The following is a 25,167-nucleotide window of genomic DNA, read 5'->3' as shown; positions in this document are numbered from 1 at the left end:
TGACGTGACGTTCACCCTCGTCGGACATCGCGGGGCCCTGGGCCTCGAACCCGAGAACACCCTTCGGTCCTTTCGCCGCGCGGTCACTGAGGGCGCGGGCGCCATCGAACTCGACCTGCGGGTGAGCCTCGACGGGCACCTGGTGATCCTCCACGACGCAGATGTGAGCCGGACAACCGACGGAAAAGGCAACGTCGCGGAGATGACGTTGGCGGAGATCCGCGGCCTCGATGCCGGACAGGGCGAGTCGATCCCGACGTTCGATGAGGTCCTCGACGCCATCGACCTTCCGATCCAGGCCGAGATCAAGGCGTTCGATGCGGCGCGTGCTGCCGTCGACACAATTCGCGACCGAAATCTCGTCGACCGGATTACCGTGACCTCATTCTCGGCCGAGATCCTCCGGGAGACCCTCGACTACTTTCCCGGCATACGTGCCGGGCTGATCTCCTCGCGGGCGCCGCGAGAATCCGTCGACCAGGCCCGCGCGATGGGTATCGACGTGCTCTGCCTCGGCCTCGCCTCCCTCGACGAGGAATTCGTCGACCTGTGTCGCCGGGAGGGTCTGGAGGTGATTGGGTGGCCCGCCAACGACCCTGACCAACTCCTGCACGCCCTGCGGATCGGAACCGCCGGTGTGACGTCCGACTTCCCCGGCCTGCTCCGGGAATCGATCCGGGACATTCCCGAAGTGACCACTCTTCTGGCGGCTCGTCCCGACACCGAGCATCACCGTCCGGGGCAGGCCACCCCGTAGCGTGGGGGAAGTGCCGACTCACGTCGACCAGCGCCGGAGGCGGGCGCGGGCGAGAGCGGCACATTCGCCACGCGAGCCGGGGAGGTACGCAATGGGCGACATCGAAGTGGTCGACCGAGGAAGCCGGGAATTCGTCGCTTTCCTGCGCGGTGACATCGACGAATCGCTGGCGGAGGACCTGGACGTCGCACTCGGCGAGGTGGCGGCACTGGAGGATGTCGACATCCAGCGGGTGCTCGTGGACCTTCGCGACGTCACGGCCATGACGGAGCCGGGCGTGAAGTTCCTGGTCGAACTCGAACGCCTGGGTCGCCGGACCGGGTTCGAGGTCGCTTTGTCCATGGTCAGCAAGCCGGCGCTGCGCGCGCTCGAATCGGCCCACTGGCCACACCTGCCAATGCAGTCGGGCGCCTGACCAGAGGAACCAGAGGGGAAATCAGTTCTCCGGCTGGTTCCTTGCGTAGACCAGTCGCAGTCCGTGCAGGGTGAGCCACGGTTCGTGCGCGTCGATGGTGTGGCACTCCTCGATCACCACCGGCGCGAGACCGCCGGTCGCCACGACGGTGACCTCCTCGGCGGTGAGACCGAGTTCGGCGATCATCCGCGTCACCAGACCGTCGACCTGGCCGGCGAAACCGTAGACCGCCCCGGACTGGAGCGCCTCCACGGTGTTCTTCGCGATGACCGTGCGTGGCCGGAGCAGCTCGACCCGACGGAGCTGGGCGCCGCGTCGACCGAGTGCCTCGAGCGAGATCTCGATACCGGGCGCGATCGCCCCTCCGATGTATTCGCCGCGAGCGCTCACCACGTCGAAGGTGGTGGCCGTACCGAAGTCGACCACGATGCACGCACCGCGATAGCGCTCGGAAACCGCGAGAGCGTTGACGATCCGGTCGGCGCCGACCTCGCGCGGGTTGTCCATCAGCACCGGTACGCCGGTCCGGACGCCGGGTTCGACCACGACGCCGAGCACATCGCCGTAGTACCGGCTCAGCATCTCCCGGAGTTCGTGCAGCACCGTGGGAACGGTCGAGCAGACGGCGACTCCGCTGACCCCTTCCGGACCGAGGTGACCGGCGAGCAGGCCGGCGACGAGCACGGCGAGCTCGTCCGCCGTACGCCGGTCCTCGGTCGCGACCCGCCAGTGCTCGACCAGCCGGGCGTCGGCGAAGAGACCGAGAACGGTGTGGGTGTTGCCCACATCGATCGCGAGCAGCATGGGCTGTCGCCTTTCGTGACGTACTCGTCGTTATGGCAGAACGCCGGGAAAAGGCCGCCACCATGGCCGGCCGCCGGCGAAACGGCGCATTCCCGCGGGCCCGGCCAGCGTACTTACCGGCGCCCCCGCGTTTGTCCACAGGCACCACGGGTTCCGGACCGCGGGGCACTCCGGAGTCCCGCCAGCCGTCACAATGGGAGAGAGAGTAAAAGGACGTAATCTGTCCGACAGGTCTCGCGAGCCGGCCAAGGGGGCGCAGCAGATGAGCAACTGGCACTCGATGCGGGCATCGGACGCTGATCGGGAGCGGGCAGCCGACATCCTCAAGGCCGCTTACGCCGAAGGCCGGCTCACGCCCACCGAGCACCACGCCCGCCTCGACGCCCTGATGAAGTCCCAGACCTACGGCGAGATCCAGCGCCATATCGCCGACCTGCCCGCCGGACCGTCGCCGTTCCCCACGGCCTCGGCCAACCCCGCCTATCCCGCCCAACAGGTCAATCCGTGGGCGCAGTACGCGCCGGTCCCGATCCGGCCCAGCGAGCCCCTGGCGAAGGCGTCGCTGATTCTTGGCGCGATCACGCCACTCACCTGCGGCATCAGCGGTGTCGGTGCCATCATCACCGGCCACCTGGCGCTGTCCCGGATCAACCAGACCGGAGCCGAGGGCCGCGGCATGGCGATCGCCGGCCTGGTGCTCGGCTACCTGCCCGTCCTCGGGACGGCCCTCTTCATGATCCTCGCCGTCCTGAGGGGTTAGACCCCCTCGGTTGCCGTGAAGTCCCGGCCCACCGCGGGGAGGGGTCAGGGCCCTACGACCCTGGCGGGGCACCGAGCCGCGGCCCGAATTGCCCCGGTTGAGGGCGACCTCACAGACCGTCTGCATGAGAGTGCGGTCATTCTTGGAATCCGGCGGCACAATAGCTGGAGGGAAACCTACGCCGGGACGTCTCCAGGCGACCTGGTCCCCGACGGCTGGGGGTGACATGAGCACCGACTGGCACTCGATGCGGGCGTCCGATGCCGACCGCGAACGTGCGGCCGATGTGCTCAAGGCGGCCCTGGCCGAAGGCCGGCTGGACTGGAACGAACACCACGAGCGTGTCGACGCCGTGATGGAAGCCCGCACTTACGGCGAACTCCAGGAGCTGATCTCCGACCTCCCGGTGGGCCCCACGCCGTTCCCCGTCGGCAACGGGCAGCCGCAGGGGCCGACCCAGGTGATCCCGCCGACCATGCCCGTTCCCGGGATCTCCTCCACACCGCGACATCCCTCACTCCCCGGCGGAAGTCGGGTTCCGCCCCCGCCGCCGGCGCCCCTCGCCAACCCGTGGGCCAACTACGCGCCCGCTCCGGTCCGGGCCACCGAGCCGCTCGCCAAGGTCTCGATCGCCTGCGCCGTTCTGGGTCTGTGCACGTCGGGCATGAGCGCCGTTCCGGCTGTGGTGACCGGACACCTCGCCCTCGCCCGGATCCGGCGTACCAACGGTGACGGCATCGGTCTGGCGGTCACCGGCCTGGTCCTGGGCTACCTCGAGCTCGCCTTCGTCGCCCTCTGGTTCGTCCTCGCCGTTCTCTTCGGCTTCGGCCGGTAGCGCGGCGCCCCGCGTTCGAGACTGAAGCGGCGCGGGCCCGGGATGTCTCTCCGGGCCCGCGCCGCTTCAGGCAGAGCTCACTGGTCGCCGAGCGCCGCCGCCGGCGCCACCTTCACCGCGCGGCGGGCCGGGAGGACCGATGCCGCGAGTCCGGCCGCGACCGCGATCACGGCGACCAGGACCAGCCGGTCCCAGGGGATGGCGAGGCTCACGTCGCCCGCCACCGTGCCCAGCAGGATCTGGGCGCCCGCCCAGCCGTACCCGATCCCCAGCGCCGCGCCCGCGACCACCGCCGCCGCCGCGATCAGTACGGCCTCGCTGGCGAGCATGGCCCGCAGTTGCCCGCGGGTCAGTCCGAGCGCGCGCAACAGCGCCTGCTCCCGCGTCCGTTCGATCACCGACAGGCTGAGCGTGTTGCCCACGCCGACGAGCGCGATCAGTACGGCGACCGCGAGCAGGGCGGTGGCGATCAGCAGCAGGATGTCCAGCACCCGGTCGTAGAGCTCCCGCTCAACGGCGGCCCCCTGCAGTGACACCTGGTCGTTGTCCCCGACGAGCTCCTGGGCCGCCACCGCGACCCTGGTGCCGTCGGCTCCCTCAGCGACCTTCGCCCAGACGCCGGTCACCGGTGCCTTCGGAGCGATCCGGGCGAGATCGGCGCTCGCCAGGAGCAGCTGCGGGGTGTTGGGGTTGGAGACGACGCGTACGTGCACGTCGATGCCGGGCCCGTCCGCGCCGCGTAGGCGCAGGCTGCCACCGTCCTGGACACCCAGCTGGCCCGCTGTCGACGGGCCGAGGATCGCCGTGCCGGGCGCGAGTCCGTCGATGCCGGCCGGATCGCGGAACACCTTCCGCACCGCCGCCGGATCGACCGCCGAGGCGTAGGTCTCAGACCCCTCGCCCGAGCTGCCGGCCCGAACACCGGCGCTGGTGACGGTCAGGGAGCCCTCGAGCCCGTCGATCTTCTCGACGTCGCTGACCAGCCCGTCCGGGAGCGCCGTGCTGCCGCCGTCGACGGCCAGGTCGAGCGGGTACTGCGTGTCCAGGGTCTGGTGGAGCGTTCCCTGAACCGAGGCCGCGCCGACGGTCATCATCGAGATCAGCGTGACGCCGACCAGCAGGGCCGCGGACGTCGCCGCCGTACGCCGAGGGTTGCGAACGGCGTTCCCGACCGCGAGCCGGCCCGGCACTCCGCCCAGCCGACCGGAGATGCCGCCGAGCAGGCGGACCAACGCGGGCACCAGGATCGGCGCGCCGAACAGGATGCCCAGGAACGACAACAGCCCCCCGCCCACGCCGACCAGCAGCGCCGGCATGAGGTCTCCCGCCCGCGGGGCGGCCACCAGTGCCGCCACGCCGCCCAGGAAGCACACCGCGGCCAGCACCGCGCGAAGCACCCCGGCCCGGGACCGGGGCGCCGGCGCGAGGTCTGGACGCAGCGCGGCCAACGGGGACACCCTCGTCGCCCGTCGGGCCGGTACGAGCGCCGCCACCACGGTGGTGAGGACGCCGACCGCGAGCGGCACCGCGACCCCCGTCGGCGTCAGCCGCAGGCCGCCCGGCGGCAGCCCGAGCGAGGACCGGCTGAGCAACTCCATCGCGATCGTGGCCAGGCCCACTCCGACACCGATCCCGGCCAGCGACGCGACGAGACCGAGCAGCAGGGACTCCACGATCACCGACCCGAACACCTGGCCGCGGACCGCACCGATGCAGCGCAACAGCGCCAGCTCCCTGGTGCGCTGCGCCAGCAGGATCGTGAACGTGTTGGCCACGACCAGGGTGGCGACGAACACCGCGATCGCCGCGAATCCGAGCAGGAAGGCGCCGTACACGTCGACGCCGCCGGTCAGGGACGTCACCGCCTCCTTGACCCGCTCGTCGCGCGTGTAGACCTTCGCCGCCCCGGCCACGTCCGTGGCGACCCGCCCCCGTAGTTCGGTCGGATCGACGCCGGACGCCGCCTTGACGAGCAGTTCGGAGTAGGTGAGGTCGGTGTACCAGGTCCGCATGGCCTGGTCGGTGACGACCACCGACATGCCGTCGACGAACGAACCGCCGGTGACGGTGCCGACGACGCGGAGGGGCTGGTCTCGGGGCTGGTCCCGGTTCTGGTCCCGGCCCTGGTCCTGGGTCAGGTGCAGCGTCAGGACCGAGCCCAGCCGCAGGTGCTTGTCGGCGGCGAGGCTCTCCGGGACGGCGACCTCGTTCACCCGCTCCGGCAGCCGACCTTCGGACACCTGCTGCCACCGCAGCGCGGGGTCGGCGGGCAGGCCCGTCATCTGCACGTTCGACTGGTGCGCGGCGCCGGGGTAGGTCGCCCTGAGGGTGCCCAGAACCACGCCGGCGGCGGAGCCCACCCCGTCGATGTCGGACACCTTGCCGAGGAACGCCGGAGTCAGAGGCTCATCCTGACCGGTGAGGACGAGGTCGGCCCGCGAGTACTGCGCGGCGACGGACTCCTGCATCGCCGCACTGGCGGAGTTCGTGACCATCAGGGCGGTGGCGACGAAGGCGACGCCGAGCATGATCGCGAGCCCGCCCGCGACGTAGCGCCCGGCGTGGCCGCGGAGCGCCGCGAGAATCATCCGACGCATCGGTCAGGCCCCCAGCTTGCGCATCGCGTCGATCACGGTGTCCGGCGTCGGATCCTCGAGCTCGCTCACCAACCGGCCGTCGGCGACCAGGACCACCCGGTCGGCGTACGACGCGGCCACCGGGTCGTGGGTGACCATCACGATGGTCTGGCCCAGCTCGCGTACCGACTGCCGGAGGAACGACAGCACCTCGGCACCGGTACGGGAGTCGAGGTTTCCGGTCGGCTCGTCGGCGAAGACCACGTCCGGGCGGGAGACCAGGGCACGCGCGACCGCGACCCGCTGCTGCTGGCCACCGGAGAGCTCCGAGGGCCGGTGCCGGAGCCGGTCGGCCAACCCGAGGACGTCGACGAGCGACTTCACCCATGCCCGGTCGGGTGTGGTGCCGGCGAGTTCCAACGGCAGCAGGATGTTCTGTTCGGCGGTGAGGGTGGGCATCAGGTTGAACGCCTGGAACACGAAGCCCACCCGCTCCCGACGCAGCACGGTGAGCTGCCGGTCGGACAGCTTGGTCAGGTCGGTGCCGCCGATGGAGACCGTCCCCGAGGTCGCGGTGTCGAGCCCGGCGAGGCAGTGCATGAGAGTCGACTTCCCCGAGCCGGACGGGCCCATGATCGCCGTGAAGCGACCGGCGTCCAGCCCGATCGTGACGCCGTCCAGGGCGCGGACTGCGGTCTGCCCGCTGCCGTAGACCTTGACCAGGTCGACGGCGCTGACGGCTGGTTGGACGCCAACCGCGGAATCTGCGGCTTGCATGGTGAACTCCTCCGAAGGGTGGTCCGCGACTGCCACGGACACGCGGGGCGGCTCGGTGTCGAAGCGCGGGACCGAGCCTAGGTTTCGGGGTGCCTCGTGGGCGTCCACCGCGAAGGCGTGATCTGGTGTACGGCGTGAGGAGGAGGAGTGCGACCTCAGGCGTAGGGGAGATGCCGGAGGGGATGCGGTACGCGGAGGACCCGCTCAGTGGGGACCCGCTCAGTGGGGACCCGCTCAGTGGGGACCCGCTCAGTGGGCAGCGCTTCGTGGGCAGCGCTCAGCGACCGGCGCGGACCAGGCCGTTCTCGTAGGCGAAGACCACCAGCTGCACCCGGTCGCGCAGACCGAGCTTGGCGAGGATCCGGCCGACGTGGGTCTTCACGGTCGCCTCGGCGAGGAACAGCCGGGCGCCGATCTCGATGTTCGACAACCCGCGTGCCACCTCGAGCAGGACCTCCCGCTCGCGGTCGGTGAGCCCGGCCACCCGCTTGTCGTCGGCGGCCTGGCCGTCGGGGAGGTGGGGCCCGAAGCGTTCGAGCAGCCGGCGGGTGGTGCTGGGCGCGACCACGGCATCGCCGGAGTGAACCGCGCGGATGGCGGAGAGCAGGTCGGTCGGGGGTGCGTCCTTGAGCAGGAAGCCGGATGCTCCTGCCTTGAGCGCGGAGAAGGCGTACTCGTCGAGGTCGAAGGTCGTGAGGACGATGACGCGCGGTGAGTCCCCACCGCGGGCGCGCAGCTGACGGGTCGCCTCAACGCCGTCCAGCCGTGGCATCCGGACGTCCATGAGGACGACGTCGGTCTTGACCGCGGCGAGCTTCTCGAGGGCCTCCCCACCGTTGCCGGCCTCGCCCACGACCTCCATGTCGGGCTGGGAGTCGACCACCATCGTGAAACCCGCTCGGACGAGGACCTGGTCGTCGACCAGGAAGACCCGGATCTTCACCCGCACTCACTCCCTCTTCGCGCCACGTCGGCGCTCCTCGGCGCTGAGCGGCAGCTGCGCCACCACTTCGAACCCGCCGCCGTTGCGGGGACCGGCCCGCAGGACACCACCGTAGACAGCGATGCGTTCCTGCATGCCGTGGATCCCGTGTCCCTGGCCGTCGCTGTGCGCGGACAGCCCGCGCCCATTGTCGAGGACGTGGATGTTCAGCGTGTCCCGGGCGTAGTCCAGCCGCACCGCCGCGGCGGCCTGTGGCCCACCGTGCTTGAGCGTGTTCGTCAACGCCTCCTGGACGATGCGGTACGCCGCGAGTTCGGTGCCGCCCGCGAGCGGCCGCTCGTCGCCGGTGACCCGCACGTCGATGGGCAGCCCGCTCGCGCGTACCTGGGCGATCAGGTCCGGGAGCTGGGCCAGGCTCGGCTGCGGCGCGCGGTCGGGAGCCGCACCCTCGGGTGGACCGGGGTCGGGTTCGCCCTCCGTGCGCAGGACGCCGAGCAGGCGGCGCATCTCCGAGAGCGCCTGCCGGCTGGTCTGGCCGATGGTGGCGAGCGCGGTTCGGGCCGCGTCGGCGTTCTTCTCCCCCGCGTACAGGCCCCCGTCGGCCTGGGCGACCACCACCGAGAGCGAGTGGGCGATGACGTCGTGCAGCTCGCGGGCGATCCGGGCGCGCTCGGCCGACCTCGCCAGCCGGGCCTGCTGATCACGCTCGAACTCGAGCCGACGGGCCCGCTCCTCGAGCTGACCGACGTAGGCCCGGCGGGTGCGCATCAGGTCACCGAACGTCCAGATGAACGCCACCAGGATGGCGAGTGCGGTGCCGGGCAGCAGCACGTCCGCCGCGTCGTCCGAGGTCTGGAGAATGCCCCAGTCCAGCGGGCCGAGGAAGGAGCCGATCACCCCCACACCGAGCGCGGTGTAGCGCACGGAGTTCTGGCGGGCGTAGGCGCTGACCGAGTAGAGGATGAAGAGGTACCCGACGTTCGCCGTCATCGGCTTCTCGAGGAAGAGCACCTCGGCGAAACACGACAGCGCGACCACGGCGTAGGTGCGGGCAGGTCTGCTCCGACGCCAGAACAGCGGCGCGATCATCCCCACACTGAGCAGGCCGCCGACCACGCCGTCGGTGGCGAACCCGGTGGGGACGGTGGACAGGCCGAGGAACGCCGTCAGGATGCCGTCCACGACGTACGGCCGACGGCGCGGCCAGTCGTAGATCGAGCCGAGCACGAAGCCGAGAGTACGTGCCGCCCCGGTAGCCGACGTCCACCGTAGGTAGGACCGCGACCGTCCGGGCGCGACCCTGGGCGGAGCAGCGAGCGCCGCCGGACCCGCCGCTCGAGCAGTCAGGCAGGCTCAGGCAAGCCTCGGACAGGGCTCAGGCGGGCCCGGAACCGCTCTGGCCCTGCTCCGCGTCCTCGTCCGGATCGATGTCGTGCCGCAGGAGCAGCGCGCGCAGCCGGGCCACCTCGCCGCGCAACCGCTCGTTGTCGTCGAACGTCGCCCGCATCTCGGCCAGCACCTGGGTGCGAGATTCGGCCGGGGTATGTTCGCCCGGATGTTCCCCTGCTGGAGGGGTCTGTCCAGGTCGCTCCCCCAGCTCGGCGAGGACCGCGCGCCGAAGCTCGACGGGATCGACGCCAAGCTCACGCAACGCCACGACGGCGACGCCGTCGCCCTCCTGCAGGAGACCGAGCAGCAGATGCTCGGTGCCGAGGTAGCGGTGCCGGAGCCGGAGCGCCTCCCGGAGCGCGAGCTCCATCACCGTCTTGGCCGGCGGGGTGAAGGGGATGTGGCCGGATGGCTTGGGCCTCTCGGGGACGGGAGCCAACGCCAGAACCTGCTCGCGTACGCCGTCGAGGGTGAGACCCGCGCCGGCCAGCGCCCGGGCGGCCTCGCCACTCCCCTCGTGCATCAGGCCGAGCAGCAGGTGCTCGGTGCCGATGTAGTTGTGGCCGAGCTGTCGGGCCTCCTCCTGGGCGAGCACCACCACTCGCCGGGCCCCGTCCGTGAACCGTTCGAACAACGCCACCGCCTCCTGGACCGTCGTCGGCCTGACCCGCTCGAGCCTGGACGAGTGTCCGGTGCGCGGGGTTTGTCGAGACCTGGTGCCGAGCAGACAGCCGGCCCCCAGGCGTCCAGGGTGCGGGTGACCGGTGCGCGAGTGCAAGCGGATCGCACCATTGCCGGGCTGCCCGCCGGCCCGGCCACATAGGGTCACCCGCATGGGGGACCGGAACTGGCGTACCTGGCGGGTGGCCACGGAGGACGCGCTGTACGGCGTCGAGGGCTTCTTCCGGACCCAGGCACCCTCGGCACACTTCCGTACCTCCGTGCACGTCTCCCGCGCGTTCTCCGGTGCGCTCCAGCGGCTCGCCCGGGCCGCGCGGCTCGACACCATCGTCGACGTGGGCGCCGGTCGCGGCGAACTCCTCCACGCGCTGCACGATCTCGATCCCTCACTCGCCCTGGTCGGGGTCGAGGTGGCCGACCGGCCACCGGACCTCCCCGCGTCCGTGGGCTGGACCCACACGCTGCCGGAGGAGATCACCGCCCTGGTGATCGCGAACGAGTGGCTGGACGACGTACCGCTCGACGTTGCCGAGGTCGACGCCGACCGGGTTCCACGGCTGGTCGAGGTCGACGTGACGACCGGCCAGGAGCGCCTCGGCGAGCGGGTGAGCGGCTCCGACGCGGACTGGCTGGACCGCTGGTGGCCGCTGCGCGGGTCCCCGCCTGGTAGCCGCGCCGAGATCGGCCTGCCCCGTGACCGGGCCTGGGCGGCCGTCGTACGCCGGTTGCGGCACGGCATCGCCCTCGCCATCGACTACGGCCACCTGAGCGCCGAGCGGCCGGCGCTGGGCACCCTGACCGGCTACCGCTCGGGCCGGCTCGTCGCGCCGCTGCCCGACCGGTCCTGCGACATCACGGCCCACGTCGCGATCGACGCGGTGGACCGGGCGGGCGCGACCGCCGGCGCCGACTCGAGCCTGCTCACCACCCAGCGCGAGGCGCTGATGGAACTCGGCCTGAACCCCGCCCGGCCCCCACTGACGCTGGCCAGTTCGGATCCGGCGGCCTACCTCAGCGCGTTGTCCCAGGCCGGCGAGACCTCCGAACTCGTCGCCCGTGGTGGGCTCGGCGACTTCTGGTGGCTCGCGCAGGGCAGGGGGGTCGACGTACGTCAGGTGTTGGGTAGGCCCGGCTCCCCCGCGTGCGCACCGTCGACGCCGCCGGCGGTCCCGCCGGGCTGAGCCGGCCGATCCGCCGGCGGATCCGGCTGGTCCGCGGGCCGATCTGGCTGATCCGCCGGCTGACCTAGCTGAGCTGGCACGTCGGACCGTTCGCGCGCGCGTACCTGCATCCAGCGCTCCGGGGCGGCCACCAGACGGGCCTGCCGGGAGCGCTCCGGCTGCGACTCCGACAGTTCCCGCGCGACAGCGGGGTCGCGGTGCATGGCGACGGCGTTCACCGGGCCGACCGGGGTGTCGACATGCACCGTGGCGAGGTCGAGCCGGCGTTGCAGTGGCCCCTGCGTGACCCGGATGCTCTGCATCTTGACGTGGGGGACGACGGAGGTACGCCGGGTCAGCCAGCCGGCGTCGGTCACGAACACCTGCTCGTCGACGCCGTGCCGGAGGAAGCGCCAGCCGATCGGGCGAAGCCAGCGGGCCTGGCGCGGTGCCGGTACCCGGACCACGCCGTCGACGTCGACGCCGGGGAGCACGCGTTCGAGCAGGGCCCGGGCCACCGGCCAGGGCGCGACCGGCAACAGCGTCGAGGAGGTCTGGCCCTCCGCACCCTTGGCGCCGTATCCCGCGACGTCGACGGAGAGCTTCACCCAGCCCTTGGGCCGCCAGAGGAACTGCTGTTCGATCTCGACGCCCTGCACCCGGCCGGGCGGCACGGTCTGCGACCAGGTGTCAAGGAGACCTTTACGGATCCGGAGACCGTCGGGCGACTCGCTGACGGTGAAACCGAACTCGCCGATGAACTGCCGCCAGACCACGCTGAGGCCACCCACCGCCCAGGGGAGCAGGAACGCCAGGCCGACGATCTCCCGCGCGATGATCGCGGCCACTCCCACGACCGCGAAGCCGAGTACGGCGGTGAGGAACGGCGCACTCACCACGGTCGACGCGAGGAGCACACCAGGAGGGACGGCGACCAGCCGGCGTTCGGGAGCTTCCGGCGTGTCCGCGGCGAGCCCGGCGGCGCGGGCCAGCAACTCCGCCCGCAGTCGCTGCGCGCCTGGTTCGTTGAGGTAGGCGAGCGGCGCCTCGGTCCTGCCACCGCCGGCGACCTCCAGCCGCAGCTCGGCCACCCCGAGGAAGCGCGCCAGCACCGGCCGGACGATGTCGACGGCCTGCAGCCGGTCGATCCGGATCCGGCGCGAACGGCGGAAGAGGAAGCCGCTCTCGATCCGCAGCTCCTCCCCCTCGATGCGGTACTTCGTGAACCACCAGGAGAAGGAGCCGAACACGACGCCGAGGATCACCGCGGCCAGCACCTGCAGGCCGAAGAGACGAAAGTCCAGATCGCGTACGGCGTCCTGGCCGACCACCGCGACCGCGAGGGCGAAGTACTTCCAGCCGTTGAGGACCGGGGTCGCCGGATGCAGCCGGCGCAGCTCGGTGCCGTCGGCGTCATCGACACCGTTCACGCCGGCGACGCCATCGCCCGCGGCGCGATCCCTGCCCGTAACGCCGTCCGGGTCCTCAGGGCCGTCCATCCCGCTACCTTCGACGGCGTGCGTCGGGCTGACGGCGTTCGCGGCCTCCATCGGCCGACCGGCATCGGCCGCGGGGTCGGGACCGAACGCCGCGGCCGACGGAGGCTCCGCCATCCCGGTCACAGCCCCGCGGCCCTGGCCTCGCCGAGCGCTGCCAGCCGGTCCCGCAGACTCTCGGCCTCGTCAGGGGTCAGGCCGGGGATCTCGGCGTCGGTCGCCGGGGTGGCCGTGTGCAGCTGAACCTTCGCGATCCCGAACTTCCGCTCGGCCGGACCGGCGGTCACGTCCACGAACTGCATCCGGCCGTAGGGCACGACGACCAGCGTGCGGAACAGCACGCCGTGGGTCACGAGCAGGTCGTCGCCGCGCTCGGCGTAGCCCCACGAACGCCAGTTGCGGCCGATCAGCCACCAGCCGAACGCGTAGACCGCCGCCGCGACCACGATGATCACCGCGCCGAGCCACCACATGCCGACGACACCGGCCACGATCGCACCACCCAGGCCGAGCAGACCGAGCCAGAAGGTGAGGAGTGCGCGCCGCAGCGAGCACAGTCGGGGGGACACCGCTTGCCAACGCTCAGCAGGTGGCGCGAACAGCCTGTCCATAGCCATGGAGGTTATCCGCACCAGTCCGTGCAAGCATGGTCAATGTGACGACGGAACGGATCGTGAGCCTCGGCGCCGGCGCCGCGGGCCTGGCCGGGAGTCCGGGATCCTACGAGCGCGGCGGCGGCGGGGAACTCGCCACCGAGGACATGATCCTCAACATCGGCCCGCAGCATCCCGCCACGCACGGCGTCCTGCGGCTGCGGATCACCCTGGACGGCGAGCGGATCATCACCTGTGAGCCGGTCGTCGGTTACATGCACCGAGGCGCGGAGAAGCTGTTCGAGGTCCGCGACTACCGCCAGATCATCATGCTCGCCAACCGGCACGACTGGCTGTCGGCGTTCGCCAACGAACTCGGCGTCGTCCTCGCGGTCGAGCGGATGACCGGGATCGAGGTACCGGTCCGAGCGGTGTGGGCGCGGACGCTCCTCGCCGAACTCAACCGCGTCCTCAACCACCTGATGTTCCTCGGCAGCTATCCCCTCGAGGTCGGCGCGATCACGCCGATCTTCTACGCCTTCCGCGAGCGCGAGACGCTGCAGCAGGTGATGGAGGAGGTCTCCGGCGGCCGCATGCACTACATGTTCAACCGGGTGGGCGGGTTGAAGGAGGACCTCCCGGCGGGATGGCTCGACCGGGTCAGCGCGGCCATCGACGCCGTCCGCCGCCGGCTGCCCGAACTCGAGGACCTCATCTTCGGCAACGAGATCTTCCGGGCCCGGACCCGCGGGGTCGGTGTCCTCTCCCCCGAACTCGTACACGCGTACGGCATCTCCGGCCCGATCGCGCGCGCCAGCGGCGTCAACCTCGACTTGCGCCGGGACGAGCCATACCTCGGCTACGGCGAACTCTTCGGTCCGGGCGGTCCCGGCCGGGTGGTGACCCGGACCGAGGGCGACAGTTTCGCCCGCTTCGACGTACTCCGGGAGCAGGTCCACGTCTCCCTCGACCTGGCCGAAGCCTGCCTGGAGCGCCTCCGGTCGCTGCCAGCCGGCCCGATCAACGTCCGGTTGCCGAAGATCCTGAAGGCGCCGGAGGGCCAGACCTACGCCTGGACGGAGAGCCCGCTCGGCCTCAACGGCTACTACCTCGTCTCTCGCGGCGAGAAGACGCCGTGGCGGCTGAAGCTGCGGTCGGCGTCGTTCAACAACATCGCGGTGCTCCCCGAACTCGTGCCCGGCTGCGTGGTCGCCGATCTGGTGGCGATCCTCGGATCGCTGTTCTTCGTCGTCGGCGACATCGACAAGTAGCGACCTCTGCAGGGAGCGACCTCGACGAGTAGCGGGTCGGGAGATCTCGGCGTCGCCTCGTCGTGACGTCGCTGTGCAGTCCGACCGCCCGGTGTCACGGCGACATTACCGTCGCCTCACTGTCCGAACCCGGCCGATGACAATCCGTTGACCCTCTCGCGTGCTCGTGCCTAGCGTCGGGTCACGCGGCCCGCGCCTGCGGGCCGTTTGTCCCGCTCCCGCCGGAGGTGCCGCCGCATGTGCGACCTCGACCACACCCACGATCACGACCATGCCGACCTGCTCGCCGGGAACGCCCCGGACCTCAGCCGCCGGCAGGTGATGGCGCTGCTCGGCGCGGCCGGTGCCGGCGGTGCGACGGTGCCGGGGCTCGCCGCCGATCCCGCCCACGCGGCCGCGACCACGCCGCACGCCGCCGTACCCGAGGGCTACCAGCCGCGCACCGGCCTGGCGAAGGACTCGGCGGCCAAGGACACCGCGCTGGACTGGATCGACGGCCACGAGCGGCAGATCACCGCCCTGAACGACGAGATCTGGGAACACGCCGAACTCTCCCTGCGGGAGTGGCACTCCTCCATCGCCGAGGCGGAGTTCCTACGCCGGAACGGATTCCACGTCGAGTGGGGCGCCGCGGGCTTCCCGACCGCCTTCGTGGCAACCGCGAGCCACGGCAACGGCAAACCGGTGATCGGGTTCAGCGGTGAGTACGACGCCCTCCCCGGCCTCTCCCAGAAGCGCGGCGTCGGCGTCCACGACCCGCTGGAGTACGTCAACGACCCGTTCGCGCCGAGCTACGGCCCCGGACACGGGTGCGGCCACTGTGCGCTCGGCTCCGCGGCCGCTGGCGCCGCCGTCGCCGTCTCGACCGCCCTGCGCCAGGGTGGGCTGGACGGAACGGTGAAGTTCTACGGCTCGACGGCGGAGGAACAGCTCATCGGCAAGGCCTACGCCGTCGCGCAGGGCGTCTACGACGGGCTGGACGCGATGATCGACTGGCACCCCGGCATGGGCAACTCCACGAGCTGGGGAACCAACTCCGCGCTGACCGCCGTGACGTTCACCTTCCTCGGCGTCTCCGGGCACGGCGGCACCCCGCTCGGCAACAAGAGCGCCCTCGACGGCGTCATCATGCTCGCCACCATGACCGAGTTCCTTCGCGAGGAGAACATCGCGCCGTCCGGCCGGCTGCACTACGTCATCAATAACGGCGGCGACGCCCCCAACGTGACCCCCGAGATCGCGGAGATCTCCTATTACGTCCGCGAGGGCAGTCCAGCCCGCGTCAAGGCGCTCTTCGACAAGGTGGTCGCCTGCGCACAGGCCGCCGCCACGGCCAGCCAGACCACGATGCGGTACCGGATCACCGCGGCCTGCTGGAACCGGCTCCCGTCGCGGTCGGCCGCCGAACTGCTGCACGAGAACATGGTCCAGATCGGTCCGCCCGTCTTCACCGACGACGACCAGAAGCTCGCCAAGCAGATCCAGCGCTCGCTCGGCCTGCCCGAGGTGGGCCAGGCGACCACGATCTCCGACCTGCGTGCCCCTGAGCGGATGTTCCTCGGCGGTGGCTCCACCGACGTGGCCGACATCAGCTGGCAGGTGCCGACGGTGAGCCTCGGCACCGCCGTCTCCCCGATCGGTTGCAAGTCCCACAACTGGGCGGTGGCCGCGAGTGCGTCGGCGCCGATGGGTCACAGCGCGCTGCTGATGGCGTCCCGCTACCTGGCCGCGACCGCGCTGGACCTCCTCACCCAGCCCGAGCGGCTCGCCGAACTCAAGGAGGAGTTCGCCGAACGCACCAAGGGCGTCCAGTGGCAGACCTCGCTGCCGAAGAACTTCGAGCCGCCGATGTACGAGCCGCCGACGTGGTTCCTGCGGCAGACCCGGCAGAGTTGGCCACCGGCCAACATCACCTGGCCACCCAGGCGGATGGTCTCGCAGGAGAAGTTCTCCTCGCTCGGGCCCGAGCTCGCCCCGCAGACCTGACCGGGACGCGAAAGGGCCGGACCGGCGTTGCTGCCGGTCCGGCCGTCGGTCTCCAGGTTCCACGCGCCACCCCCGGAGGGGCTGGCGGAGAGGCCACCCCTTACGCGGTGGCCGAGGCCTCCTCGTCGCCCTTGCCCTGCTTGGACTCCGAGGCCTGCTCGGCGTCGCGCTCCTCGTCGGCGGCCAGTCGGGCGCGTACCTCCCAGGCCATCATGTTCACGACCGTGGGCGCGTCGCGCAGGCTGTCCCAGAGCTCCGGCGTCTCCTTGCCGGCCTCGGTGGTCGCCCGCGCAGCCAGCAGCGGTACGGCCGTCTCCGCCGTCTCACGCTGCTCAGCGTCGGCCCGCTCCGCCACGACCTCGGCGGGCTCCGCGACCTCGGCGGACACCTTCGCGGTGTCGGACTCGGTGTCGGACTCGGCGTCGGCGGCGGACTCGGTGGTGGCCTCCGCGTCGATCGTGACGTCGGACGACTCCACCTCTGCCGGCTTCGCGTCGGTGACCTTCTCCTCAGCGGCTTCGGCGTGCGCCGCGACCGGCTGCTTCTCGCTGTCCTCGGCGACCACCGCCGCGTGCCGCCCCTCCTCGGGGCGCTGCTCGGTCTCTGCGGCCTTCGCGTCCTCAGACGTCTGGTCGGAGGCCACCTCCGCGGCCTTCTGGTCGACCTTCTCCTCCGTCGCCTCGACGGTGGTCTCGGCCCCGTCGCCAGGCTCGTCGAGCGAGAGCTGCTCGGCCGCCGAGCTCAGGGAGTCCCACTCGACCTGGTGGGAGTTGGCATCGCGCTGGCTCTCGCCGTCGCGCGCTGCCGGCACCCCTGCCGCGACCAGCGCCGGGACCGCTACGACCGCGGCCTCGCTGACGGGCTCGGCCGCGCGCTCCCTGGCCTGCTCCTCCTCGGCCTGCCGGGCGCGGTTCTGGGCGAGGGCGAAGCCCTCCGCCATCACGCGGACGTGGGCGGCGTACATCGCCGCGTACGAACGCGCCTGCGCCACCCGGTCGGCGCCATGGGCGCGGCGGCTCCGGATGAGCTCGATGTCGAAGACAACGACCGCGATGATGCCCGCGACGAGGGCGGCGATGGCCGCACCGGTCAGGACGCTCACGGTCGCGTGATAGACGGCGAACACCACCAGTGCCGTGGCCAGAAGCAGGACGGGTGTCGCCACCCATCGGGCCAGATGACGGATTCGGTGGTCCCCGCTACGTGTCATGCGCAGAGGCTACGGTGGGTTTCCGCAATTGCGCCAGACATCCCCAACTTTCCAGAGTGTCGCACACGTTCGGTCGCGTGATCGACACGAAGTGGCCACTGAAGGTACGCATCACCGCGAGACGGTGGTCACGTTCCGCGTTCAATGGCACACGTGGGGTGCGCGCGGCTGGTCTCAGCGCCGCTCGCCGTTGTCGCGGGAGGCGTCGTTCTCGTGCTCGTCGTCGGGTCCGCGCGGCACCTTGCAGGCACGCTCCAACAACAGCGCGCCCACGGTGACGGCGACCGCGGCCAGCACCGTCACCGCCGCCCGGATGACCCGCTCGCGGATGTCGGGGATGCCGGCGTCTGGGAGGTAGCGGATCGTGAGGCCGACGTAGACACCCGCCACCAGGGCTCCGACGAGCGCGCTGGCCTTGGCCAGGGCGAGCAGGCGTACGGCGGTCAGCCCGTCGACCGGACGGTGCTTGCGGTGGATCCGGTCGTACATGTACCACGCGCCGAGCAGCAGCAGCGCGGCGAAGAACGCCAACCCGCCCGCGGCCGACCAGGGCGCTCGCCCCACCGAGCGTCCCATCGCCTGGAGCACTGCCACACCGCTCCAGCCGAGGGCCCCGCCGAGGACGAGGAGAACGACGAGGACGCCGGGTCGGGTCGTGCGCACCGGGCTCACTCGAGCCTGAGTTCGAGACCGTCCACGCGTGTGATCGTGGTGGTGTCGAGACTGTGGGCCAGGTCGCCGACCCGACCCAGGCCGGGGATCTCGCCGTCGGCGTCGACCGATGCCCAGGGCACGACCACGAAGACACGCTCGTGCGCGCGCGGGTGCGGAAGCACGAAGTCCTCCTCGTCGATCACCTTGTCACCGACGACAACCAGGTCGACGTCAAGGGTGCGGGGACCGCCCGGCTCGGTCCGGACCCGGCCGAACGCGTCCTCGATCGCGAGCGCGCGCTCGAGCAGGGTGCGCGCGTGCAGCGTCGAGTCGACCACGACGACCGCGTTCAGGAAGTCGGGAGAGCCTTCCGGCGCACCGACGGGCGCGCTCTCATAGACCGGCGAGACACCAACGATCTCCACGTCAGGAGTGTCCGCCACCGCGTTCAGAGCGCCCTGCAGGTTGGCCATCCGGTCACCAAGGTTGCTACCGAGCGCCACCACGACCCGCCGGATCGGTCGGAGACCGCCGGTCAACGTGTCAGCGTCGATGATGTGCGGGTTGGGTGTCTCGTTCACGTACGGCTCCGGTGAATGGTCACGGCGACGTCATCGAGCGGAAGCCCGACCGGCGCCTCGGGCTTGTGAAGAGTGACCTCGACCTGTTCGACGCGAGGATGATCGAGGCACAGGTCGGCGACACGCTCGGCCACCGTCTCGATGAGATCAGCTGGTTCTTTGCTTACCGCGTCGGTGACCTGCGCCGCGAGCAGCGAGTAGTCAACCGTCTGCGAAAGGTCGTCCGAACGCGCGGCCTCCCTGGTGTCGACACCGAGGACGACGTCGACCACGAAGGTCTGCCCGTTGGCACGCTCTTCCGGGTGGACACCGTGGTGACCGAATACCCGGAGCCCCCGAAGGGCGATCAGATCAGACACTATGTCCTCCTCCCGGTCGAAATATCCCTCGCCTGACAGTACCGGCGGTCCCTGCCATAACGACAACCCGAGGTCCCGGTTTGTTTCGACCCCTCCGCCTGCTCCGGTGAGGGAAATCACCCTCGGGCCCGCGCATCTGCCGCCGCCCCCCATGCCGCCGCGACCTTGACACCGTCCAGGGTTGGCCGGACGGCGTGCGCCCGGACGCACCAGGCGCCCGCGCTGGCGGCCAGCACGGCGACCGCGGCACTGGCGTCGTCCCGGTCGACCGTGCGCCGTTGCTCCCCGGTGTCGGGGTCGGCGAGCAGCCTGCCGAGGAAGCTCTTGCGGGACGCGGCGACCAGGACCGGCTGGCCGAGCTCGGTCAGCTGGTCGAGAGCGCTGAGCAGATCCCAGTTGTGCTCACCGGTCTTCGCGAACCCGAGCCCCGGATCGATCACCAACCGGTCCGGGCTGATCCCGGCGGCGTGGGCGGCCTCGATCCGCTGGCCGAGCTCGGCGACCACGGCGGCCACCACGTCGTCGTAGACCGCGCGTCCCTGCATCTGCTGGGAATGGCCGCGCCAGTGCATGCAGATGTAGGGCACCTCGGCCGCGCCGACGAACGGCAGCATCGCCGGATCGGCAAGCCCGCCGGACACGTCGTTGACCATGACCGCTCCAGCGTCGAGCGCCTCCCGGGCGACCCGCGAGCGCATCGTGTCGACGGAGACCAGGGCGCCGGCACCGGCCAGGGCGCGGACGACCGGCAGGACGCGCCGGAGTTCCTCTTCCTCCGAAGGGCGCGCCGCCCCCGGGCGGGTGGACTCCCCGCCGACGTCGAGGAGGTCGGCGCCTTCGGCGAGGAGCTCGAGTCCATGGGAGATCGCCCGGTCGGGTTCGAGCCACTGGCCGCCGTCGGAGAAGGAGTCGGGGGTGACGTTGAGCACGCCCATCACCAGCGCGCGGCCGGGTTGGGGCAGGCCCGCGACGTACTTCGTGGGCACGCCGCTCACCCGCAGGGCCCCCCTCGCTTCGCGTCCATCCGTCCCCCGTCCGTCCATCCGTCGTTCGTGTCGGCCACCAGTTGGCCCGCTTCCGTTGGTCTGGCTGGCGGTCGTCCAGCCGCTGTTGTCCGTGCGGCGTTTTCTCGGCCGCCTGTCGTCTCGCCGGCGTTCGCCGGACCGTCACCCACCCGGTGGTCGCGTGGTGGCCAACGTCGGTGCCGGGCCTTGACGCGCCCTCGCCGCACCACGACCTTCAGCGCGACACCAGCCACGCCGTCGATCGGGAGTTCAGCCATGGCCTTCTCTCGCGCCATCACCGTCGCCACCAGACCCGCGACTCCGCCCGGTCTCGCCCGCCCGGCGATCGTAGAGCCTCGCACCGACAAGCCTTTCATCGCCGTAGTTCTGTCCACCTTCCTCCTCGTCCTCGCGCTGCTGTCAGCCGGTGCCCAACCGGCGCGGGCGACGACGGGCGCGGCGACCGGGACCGGGCCGATATCCGGCCCGGCGGTCGCTCTCGACGCGCACCGCCCGGTGAGCGGGGGCGCCCGGGTGATCGAGGAGGAGTGGATCGCCCCACGCCAGTTGGATCTCACGATCGCCTCGCCGGCACTGGGCGGGCCCGCGAAGGTCCGGCTCCTGACCCCCGACGGCTGGGAGCAGCGACGTCCCGGCCAGCACTGGCCGGTCCTCTTCCTGCTGCACGGATGTTGTGGCGACTACACCAGTTGGACGAGCCTCACCGACGTCGCCTCGATCACCGAACTCCGGGACGTCCTCGTGGTCATGCCGGAGGCGGGCGACGTCGGCTTCTACAGCGACTGGTGGAACGCCGGGACGGGTGGATCGCCTGCCTGGGAGGAGTTTCACCTCACCGAGGTCCGCCGGATCCTCGAACGCGACTACGGCGCCGGCGCGCCGCGTGGTCGCCGGTCTGTCGATGGGCGGATTCGGCGCTTTGTCCTACGCCGGAAGGCATCCGGGCCTCTTCCGGGCCGCCGCGTCGTACAGCGGTGTGGTCGCCACCCTCCACACACCGGGCGCGACCGACTTCGTGCTCGGGCTGGTCCAGGGATACGTGCCTGACCCGCTTGCCCTGTGGGGCGATCCGACCGGCCAGGCCTCCATCTGGGCCGCGCACAACCCCGTCGACCTGGCCCGCGCGCTGCGCCACACGCCCCTCTACCTCTCCAGCGGCAACGGACAGACCGGGCCGCTGGACCAACCCGGCGGGAAGCACGAGCGAGCTGGAAACCCTGCTGGAGTCGGAGAATCGGCTTCTCGCGGACCGGTTGCGCGCCGCCGGCGCCCGGCACCTGGAGATCCACTTCTACGGCCCCGGAACACACAGCTGGCCTTACTGGCAACGCGAACTCCACCGTTCACTCCCCATGTTGCTCGACGCATTGCACTGATTTCGCTGGATCTGCCCGTAGCGTCCGGAGGTTTGGTACGTTGACCGTGGGTGAGGGATGGGTCACACAGCTCGGACAGGCCGGCGGACAGTCCGCCGGTTCTTCGAAAGGAGCGTCATGAGCCCCGCCATCGCCGACATCGCCGTTGCCCCTGCGGTCGTTGTCGCGTCGCCTGAGCCCGTCACCAGAGTCGAAATCCTCGAAGTCCTCGACGACGCCTTCGCCGTCGGCCCCGCCTCCCGTGGGGAACTCGTGAAGGCCGCGCAAGCACAGGGGGCTCGACTCGAGCTCGTCTCCCTGCTGGAGCAGCTGCCGGACCGGCACTACATTCACCAGCGTCAGCTCTGGGTGCACATGCCACACGTCCCGGTCGGTCTCTGACCGGAATCCTCCCGTACGACGTTTCGGCGGCGTCCCACCTCGGGGCGCCGCCGAGACGCTGTGTCCACCGGGGAAGCGCTGTCCCAGGTATGGCGACAACAAAGCCCCCAGCACGAATGCTGGGGGCGACGTGGTGCGGGTGCGTCGCTACTACCCGCCGATGATGAGGGACATGGCCTCGGCGCGGGTAGTCGGGGAGTCGCGAAGCTGACCCCGCACCGCGGACGTCACGGTCTTCGCACCCGGCTTGCGGACACCTCGCATGGTCATGCAGAGGTGCTCGCACTCGATCACGACGATCACGCCGCGCGGCTTGAGGATCTCCACCATCGAGTCCGCGATCTGGCTGGTGAGGCGCTCCTGCACCTGGGGGCGCTTGGCGAAGACGTCGACCAGTCGGGCGAGCTTCGAAAGCCCGGTGATCTGTCCTTCGTCGTTGGGGATGTAGCCGATGTGCGCGCTGCCCGTGAACGGTACGAGGTGGTGTTCGCAGACCGACCAGACCTCGATGTCCTTGACCAGCACCATCTCGTCGTGACCGAGGTCGAAGGTCGTGGTGAGCACCGACTCCGGCGTCATCCGCAGCCCGGCGAACATCTCGGCGTAGGCGCGAGCCACCCGAGCCGGGGTGTCCTTCAGACCCTCCCGGTCCGGGTCCTCGCCAACGGCGTACAGGAGTTCACGGATCGCGCGCTCAGCTCGACCATGGTCGAACGGCGGCAGATCAGTTGCGTCGTGCGACTCGGCCAAGGTACTCACGACGGCTGCGGCCCACCCTCCGTGGTGCCTCCCTGGGAGCGCCCTTCCTGGACGTCCGGCTCCCCCTCGGGTGCCGGGGCGATCACCAGGCCGCCCTCGGGCTGGCTGCCGTTGGGCGAGAGCACCTTCGGCGCGTCCACCGGCGGGATGTCGGACGGCCGGCGCGTCGGCGAACCCGTCCAGGCCGGCCGAATCGGGCGCCGCCGGATGTGGGTGAAGACGCGCTCGACGCCCTCCTTGTCGAGGGTCTCGTGCTCGAAGAGTTCGAGGACGAGGTTGTCGAGAACGTCCCGGTTCTCGACCAGGATGTCGAACGCCTCCTGGTGGGCGTTGTCGACCAGCCGGCGGACCTCCTCGTCGACCAGCGCGGCGACCTCTTCGGAGTAGTTGCGCTGGTGTCCGAGGTCGCGGCCGAGGAACGGCTCGCCGTTGTTCTCGCCGAAGCGGATCGCACCGAGGCGCTCGGTCATGCCGTACTGCGTGACCATCGCCCGGGCGAGGCCACTCGCCTTCTCGATGTCGTTGGCGGCGCCGGTCGTCGGGTCGTGGAACACGAGTTCCTCGGCGGCGCGGCCACCCATCATGTAGGCGAGCTTGTCGAGCATCTCCGAGCGCGTGGTGGAGTACTTGTCCTCGTCGGGGAGCACCATCGTGTAACCGAGGGCGCGTCCGCGAGGCAGGATCGTGACCTTGTGAACGGGGTCGGTGCCCGGCAGCGCCGCCGCCACCAGAGCGTGCCCGCCCTCGTGGTAGGCCGTGATCTTCTTTTCCTTGTCGCTCATCAGGCGGGTGCGCTTCTGCGGACCGGCGATGACCCGGTCGATCGCCTCGTCGAGAGCGTCGTCGTCGACCAGCTTCTTGTTCTGTCGCGCGGTGAGCAGCGCCGCCTCGTTGAGGACGTTGGCCAGGTCGGCACCGCTGAACCCGGGGGTACGGCGGGCGACGGCGAGCAGGTCGACCTCCGGCTCGACCGGCTTGCCCCGGGCGTGCACCTGGAGGATCTTGTGCCGGCCGATCAGGTCGGGGGCCTCGACGCTGATCTGGCGGTCGAAGCGGCCGGGGCGCAGCAGGGCGGGGTCGAGGATGTCGGGACGGTTGGTCGCGGCGATCAGGATGACACCGCCGCGGACGTCGAAGCCGTCCATCTCGACCAGCAGCTGGTTCAGGGTCTGCTCACGCTCGTCGTGACCACCACCGAGACCGGCACCGCGGTGGCGACCCACCGCGTCGATCTCGTCGATGAACACGATCGCCGGGGCGTTGGCCTTGGCCTGCTCGAACAGGTCACGGACCCGGGACGCACCCACACCGACGAACATCTCGACGAAGTCCGAACCGGAGATGGAGTAGAAGGGCACACCGGCCTCACCGGCCACCGCCCTCGCGAGCAGGGTCTTGCCGGTACCGGGCGGGCCGTAGAGCAGGACACCCTTCGGGATCTTGGCGCCGACGGCCTGGAACTTCGCCGGCTCCTGCAGGAACTCCTTGATCTCGCCGAGTTCCTCGATCGCCTCGTCGCATCCGGCGACGTCGGCGAACGTCGACTTCGGGGTGTCCTTACTGATGAGCTTGGCCTTGGACTTGCCGAAGTTCATCACGCGGCTACCGCCGCCCTGGAACTGGTTCATAAGGAAGAGGAACAGTAGGGCGATGAGGATGAACGGCAACAGAGTCGAGATCAGCGACCCGAAGAGGCTCGGCTGCGCGATCTCCACGTTGTAGCCGTCGGGCAGTTGGTTGCCGTCGGACTTCTGCTGCAGCAGCCGCTGGAGCTCGAGGTCCTGACCGTTCACCCAGGCGGCGCTGTACTTCTGTCCGTCCTTGGTGGTGATCCGGATCTCCTGGTCGGTCCCACCGACGATCACAGCCGAGGCGACCTTGTTGTCCCGGATCTGGTCGACGACCTTGTAGGTGTCCTCCGGCTTGAAGCCACCCGACCGTGTCGCGAGGTCGCCGACAAGCAGGATCGCGATAATGAGTACGGCGATCCAGAAGATCGGCCCGCGGAAGAATCGCTTGACGTCCATACTCCCGGGGCTTGCGGCCCCGTCCCTCCTGCTCATCAACCCCGCATCGCCGGGTCGGCGCTGCAGCGCACCAGAACAACAGTCCCGCGAACGGTGATCGCACCGCTCCCGCCCCACGAGGTGAGGAGAGTACGACCGTACACCGGCCCTCGGGCCGACACACCAGCGGCGTACTCTGGCTAACCTTTCTCAACACCGCAACGTTGCAGGTCAGGCCGAGTGTTCCCGGCCGGGGGCGGCAACACCACCGCACCTCCCCCAAAAACCCTGTAATCGATGCCGTCAGTGGCCGTCCGGGTGGGACAAAACAGCTGATCGGAAGGGCCACCAAAGCGACAACGGTGCGCCTGGG

At 70.6% G+C, this 25,167-nt stretch carries 23 protein-coding genes and 1 pseudogene; 9 read left to right on the top strand and 15 right to left on the bottom strand.

Annotated elements, in window-relative coordinates; all coding sequences use genetic code 11:
- Positions 1–4: 4 nt before the first annotated feature.
- Together HEB94_RS17270 and HEB94_RS17265 are read left to right on the top strand one after the other, a co-directional pair.
- A complete protein-coding gene (locus HEB94_RS17270) occupies positions 5–757 on the top strand; it encodes a glycerophosphodiester phosphodiesterase family protein (protein ID WP_192750847.1) in 753 nt (250 codons plus the stop codon).
- Between the two features lie 91 nt (positions 758–848).
- Positions 849–1,172 (top strand): STAS domain-containing protein, encoded by a 324-nt coding sequence (locus tag HEB94_RS17265; protein WP_192750846.1) that lies wholly within the window; start codon positions 849–851, stop codon positions 1,170–1,172.
- Positions 1,173–1,193: 21 nt separating this feature from the next.
- On the opposite strand, the gene HEB94_RS17260 is transcribed toward HEB94_RS17265, so the two are convergent.
- Complete coding sequence (locus tag HEB94_RS17260; protein WP_192750845.1) at positions 1,194–1,976, bottom strand: type III pantothenate kinase; 783 nt, start codon at positions 1,974–1,976, stop codon at positions 1,194–1,196.
- A 262-nt stretch (positions 1,977–2,238) separates the two neighbouring features.
- On the opposite strand from HEB94_RS17260, the gene HEB94_RS17255 reads away from it, so the two are divergent.
- The gene (locus HEB94_RS17255) at positions 2,239–2,736 is read left to right on the top strand and encodes a DUF1707 and DUF4190 domain-containing protein (protein ID WP_192750844.1); all 498 of its coding nucleotides are present in this window, start codon (positions 2,239–2,241) and stop codon (positions 2,734–2,736) included.
- A 226-nt stretch (positions 2,737–2,962) separates the two neighbouring features.
- Complete coding sequence (locus HEB94_RS17250) at positions 2,963–3,571, top strand: DUF1707 and DUF4190 domain-containing protein (RefSeq protein WP_192750843.1); 609 nt, start codon at positions 2,963–2,965, stop codon at positions 3,569–3,571.
- A 77-nt stretch (positions 3,572–3,648) separates the two neighbouring features.
- Here HEB94_RS17250 and HEB94_RS17245 read toward each other — a convergent pair whose 3' ends face one another.
- From HEB94_RS17245 to HEB94_RS54605, 5 genes are all read right to left on the bottom strand, one after another.
- Positions 3,649–6,168: an ABC transporter permease gene (locus tag HEB94_RS17245; protein ID WP_192750842.1), complete on the bottom strand. Its 2,520-nt coding sequence runs from the start codon at positions 6,166–6,168 to the stop codon at positions 3,649–3,651.
- Positions 6,169–6,171: 3 nt separating this feature from the next.
- Positions 6,172–6,924, bottom strand: coding sequence for an ABC transporter ATP-binding protein (locus HEB94_RS17240; protein ID WP_192750841.1), 753 nt, complete (start codon positions 6,922–6,924; stop codon positions 6,172–6,174).
- Positions 6,925–7,201: 277 nt separating this feature from the next.
- Complete coding sequence (locus tag HEB94_RS17235; protein ID WP_337917744.1) at positions 7,202–7,873, bottom strand: response regulator transcription factor; 672 nt, start codon at positions 7,871–7,873, stop codon at positions 7,202–7,204.
- Complete coding sequence (locus tag HEB94_RS53560) at positions 7,874–9,094, bottom strand: DUF7134 domain-containing protein (protein WP_202896393.1); 1,221 nt, start codon at positions 9,092–9,094, stop codon at positions 7,874–7,876.
- Between the two features lie 148 nt (positions 9,095–9,242).
- The gene (locus HEB94_RS54605; RefSeq protein ID WP_420481532.1) at positions 9,243–9,896 is read right to left on the bottom strand and encodes a Clp protease N-terminal domain-containing protein; all 654 of its coding nucleotides are present in this window, start codon (positions 9,894–9,896) and stop codon (positions 9,243–9,245) included.
- 193 nt (positions 9,897–10,089) lie between these two features.
- Between HEB94_RS54605 and HEB94_RS17220 the strand changes: the two genes are divergently transcribed.
- The gene (locus HEB94_RS17220) at positions 10,090–11,118 is read left to right on the top strand and encodes an SAM-dependent methyltransferase (protein WP_192750839.1); all 1,029 of its coding nucleotides are present in this window, start codon (positions 10,090–10,092) and stop codon (positions 11,116–11,118) included.
- On the opposite strand, the gene HEB94_RS17215 is transcribed toward HEB94_RS17220, so the two are convergent.
- Together HEB94_RS17215 and HEB94_RS17210 are read right to left on the bottom strand one after the other, a co-directional pair.
- Positions 11,049–12,710, bottom strand: a complete 1,662-nt coding sequence (locus tag HEB94_RS17215; protein WP_192750838.1) for a PH domain-containing protein — start codon at positions 12,708–12,710, stop codon at positions 11,049–11,051. The two genes, HEB94_RS17220 and HEB94_RS17215, sit on opposite strands and share 70 nt — an antisense overlap.
- 5 nt (positions 12,711–12,715) lie before the next feature.
- Positions 12,716–13,210, bottom strand: coding sequence for a PH domain-containing protein (locus HEB94_RS17210; RefSeq protein WP_238361551.1), 495 nt, complete (start codon positions 13,208–13,210; stop codon positions 12,716–12,718).
- A gap of 38 nt (positions 13,211–13,248) precedes the next feature.
- On the opposite strand from HEB94_RS17210, the gene HEB94_RS17205 reads away from it, so the two are divergent.
- Positions 13,249–14,457: an NADH-quinone oxidoreductase subunit D gene (locus HEB94_RS17205; protein ID WP_337917743.1), complete on the top strand. Its 1,209-nt coding sequence runs from the start codon at positions 13,249–13,251 to the stop codon at positions 14,455–14,457.
- Between the two features lie 237 nt (positions 14,458–14,694).
- A complete protein-coding gene (locus HEB94_RS17200) occupies positions 14,695–16,443 on the top strand; it encodes an amidohydrolase (protein ID WP_192750836.1) in 1,749 nt (582 codons plus the stop codon).
- Positions 16,444–16,543: 100 nt separating this feature from the next.
- Here the strand turns inward: HEB94_RS17200 and HEB94_RS17195 are convergent, their stop codons facing one another.
- The 5 genes from HEB94_RS17195 to folP all read right to left on the bottom strand — a co-directional run bounded on the left by HEB94_RS17195 (position 16,544) and on the right by folP (position 20,182).
- Positions 16,544–17,653, bottom strand: a complete 1,110-nt coding sequence (locus HEB94_RS17195; RefSeq protein ID WP_192750835.1) for a phage holin family protein — start codon at positions 17,651–17,653, stop codon at positions 16,544–16,546.
- Between the two features lie 174 nt (positions 17,654–17,827).
- Positions 17,828–18,316, bottom strand: coding sequence for a DUF3180 family protein (locus HEB94_RS17190; protein ID WP_192750834.1), 489 nt, complete (start codon positions 18,314–18,316; stop codon positions 17,828–17,830).
- Positions 18,317–18,321: 5 nt separating this feature from the next.
- Positions 18,322–18,888 carry a 2-amino-4-hydroxy-6-hydroxymethyldihydropteridine diphosphokinase gene (gene folK / locus HEB94_RS17185; RefSeq protein WP_192750833.1) on the bottom strand — a complete coding sequence of 189 codons (567 nt, stop codon included), beginning with the start codon at positions 18,886–18,888 and terminating at the stop codon, positions 18,322–18,324.
- Entirely contained in the window at positions 18,885–19,247 is a 363-nt protein-coding gene (folB, locus tag HEB94_RS17180; protein WP_337917742.1) for a dihydroneopterin aldolase, read from the bottom strand. The genes folK and folB overlap by 4 nt, the downstream gene beginning before the upstream one ends.
- 116 nt (positions 19,248–19,363) lie before the next feature.
- Complete coding sequence (gene folP, locus HEB94_RS17175; protein ID WP_192756500.1) at positions 19,364–20,182, bottom strand: dihydropteroate synthase; 819 nt, start codon at positions 20,180–20,182, stop codon at positions 19,364–19,366.
- Between folP and HEB94_RS54600 the strand changes: the two are divergent.
- Both HEB94_RS54600 and HEB94_RS17165 read left to right on the top strand, forming a co-directional pair.
- Positions 20,105–21,692 (top strand): annotated as a pseudogene (locus HEB94_RS54600) (alpha/beta hydrolase). The gene folP and the pseudogene HEB94_RS54600 sit on opposite strands and share 78 nt — an antisense overlap.
- A gap of 73 nt (positions 21,693–21,765) precedes the next feature.
- Entirely contained in the window at positions 21,766–22,029 is a 264-nt protein-coding gene (locus HEB94_RS17165) for a DUF2795 domain-containing protein (protein WP_192750831.1), read from the top strand.
- A gap of 150 nt (positions 22,030–22,179) precedes the next feature.
- Here the strand turns inward: HEB94_RS17165 and folE are convergent, their stop codons facing one another.
- A complete protein-coding gene (folE, locus tag HEB94_RS17160) occupies positions 22,180–22,779 on the bottom strand; it encodes a GTP cyclohydrolase I FolE (RefSeq protein ID WP_202897227.1) in 600 nt (199 codons plus the stop codon).
- 5 nt (positions 22,780–22,784) lie between these two features.
- Entirely contained in the window at positions 22,785–24,815 is a 2,031-nt protein-coding gene (gene ftsH, locus HEB94_RS17155) for an ATP-dependent zinc metalloprotease FtsH (RefSeq protein WP_192750829.1), read from the bottom strand.
- Positions 24,816–25,167: the final 352 nt, after the last annotated feature.

This window comes from Actinopolymorpha pittospori (genome assembly GCF_014873875.1).
Taxonomy (GTDB): Bacteria; Actinomycetota; Actinomycetes; order Propionibacteriales; family Actinopolymorphaceae; genus Actinopolymorpha; species Actinopolymorpha pittospori.
The sequence above is the reverse complement of the archived record's forward strand: the minus strand, read 5'-3'. Positions and strand labels throughout refer to the sequence as shown.

What these genes read in the sequence shown, in the direction of transcription:
- ftsH (WP_192750829.1), bottom strand. Translation starts at nt 24,815, where the DNA reads ATGGACGTCAAGCGATTCTTCCGCGGGCCGATCTTCTGGATCGCCGTA.
- HEB94_RS17250 (WP_192750843.1), top strand. Translation starts at nt 2,963, where the DNA reads ATGAGCACCGACTGGCACTCGATGCGGGCGTCCGATGCCGACCGCGAA.
- HEB94_RS17195 (WP_192750835.1), bottom strand. Translation starts at nt 17,653, where the DNA reads ATGACACGTAGCGGGGACCACCGAATCCGTCATCTGGCCCGATGGGTG.
- HEB94_RS17240 (WP_192750841.1), bottom strand. Translation starts at nt 6,924, where the DNA reads ATGCAAGCCGCAGATTCCGCGGTTGGCGTCCAACCAGCCGTCAGCGCC.
- HEB94_RS17165 (WP_192750831.1), top strand. Translation starts at nt 21,766, where the DNA reads ATGAGCCCCGCCATCGCCGACATCGCCGTTGCCCCTGCGGTCGTTGTC.
- folP (WP_192756500.1), bottom strand. Translation starts at nt 20,182, where the DNA reads ATGGGCGTGCTCAACGTCACCCCCGACTCCTTCTCCGACGGCGGCCAG.
- HEB94_RS17245 (WP_192750842.1), bottom strand. Translation starts at nt 6,168, where the DNA reads ATGCGTCGGATGATTCTCGCGGCGCTCCGCGGCCACGCCGGGCGCTAC.
- HEB94_RS17260 (WP_192750845.1), bottom strand. Translation starts at nt 1,976, where the DNA reads ATGCTGCTCGCGATCGATGTGGGCAACACCCACACCGTTCTCGGTCTC.
- HEB94_RS17265 (WP_192750846.1), top strand. Translation starts at nt 849, where the DNA reads ATGGGCGACATCGAAGTGGTCGACCGAGGAAGCCGGGAATTCGTCGCT.
- HEB94_RS17255 (WP_192750844.1), top strand. Translation starts at nt 2,239, where the DNA reads ATGAGCAACTGGCACTCGATGCGGGCATCGGACGCTGATCGGGAGCGG.
- HEB94_RS17215 (WP_192750838.1), bottom strand. Translation starts at nt 12,710, where the DNA reads ATGGCGGAGCCTCCGTCGGCCGCGGCGTTCGGTCCCGACCCCGCGGCC.
- HEB94_RS17220 (WP_192750839.1), top strand. Translation starts at nt 10,090, where the DNA reads ATGGGGGACCGGAACTGGCGTACCTGGCGGGTGGCCACGGAGGACGCG.
- HEB94_RS17210 (WP_238361551.1), bottom strand. Translation starts at nt 13,210, where the DNA reads ATGGCTATGGACAGGCTGTTCGCGCCACCTGCTGAGCGTTGGCAAGCG.
- HEB94_RS17200 (WP_192750836.1), top strand. Translation starts at nt 14,695, where the DNA reads ATGTGCGACCTCGACCACACCCACGATCACGACCATGCCGACCTGCTC.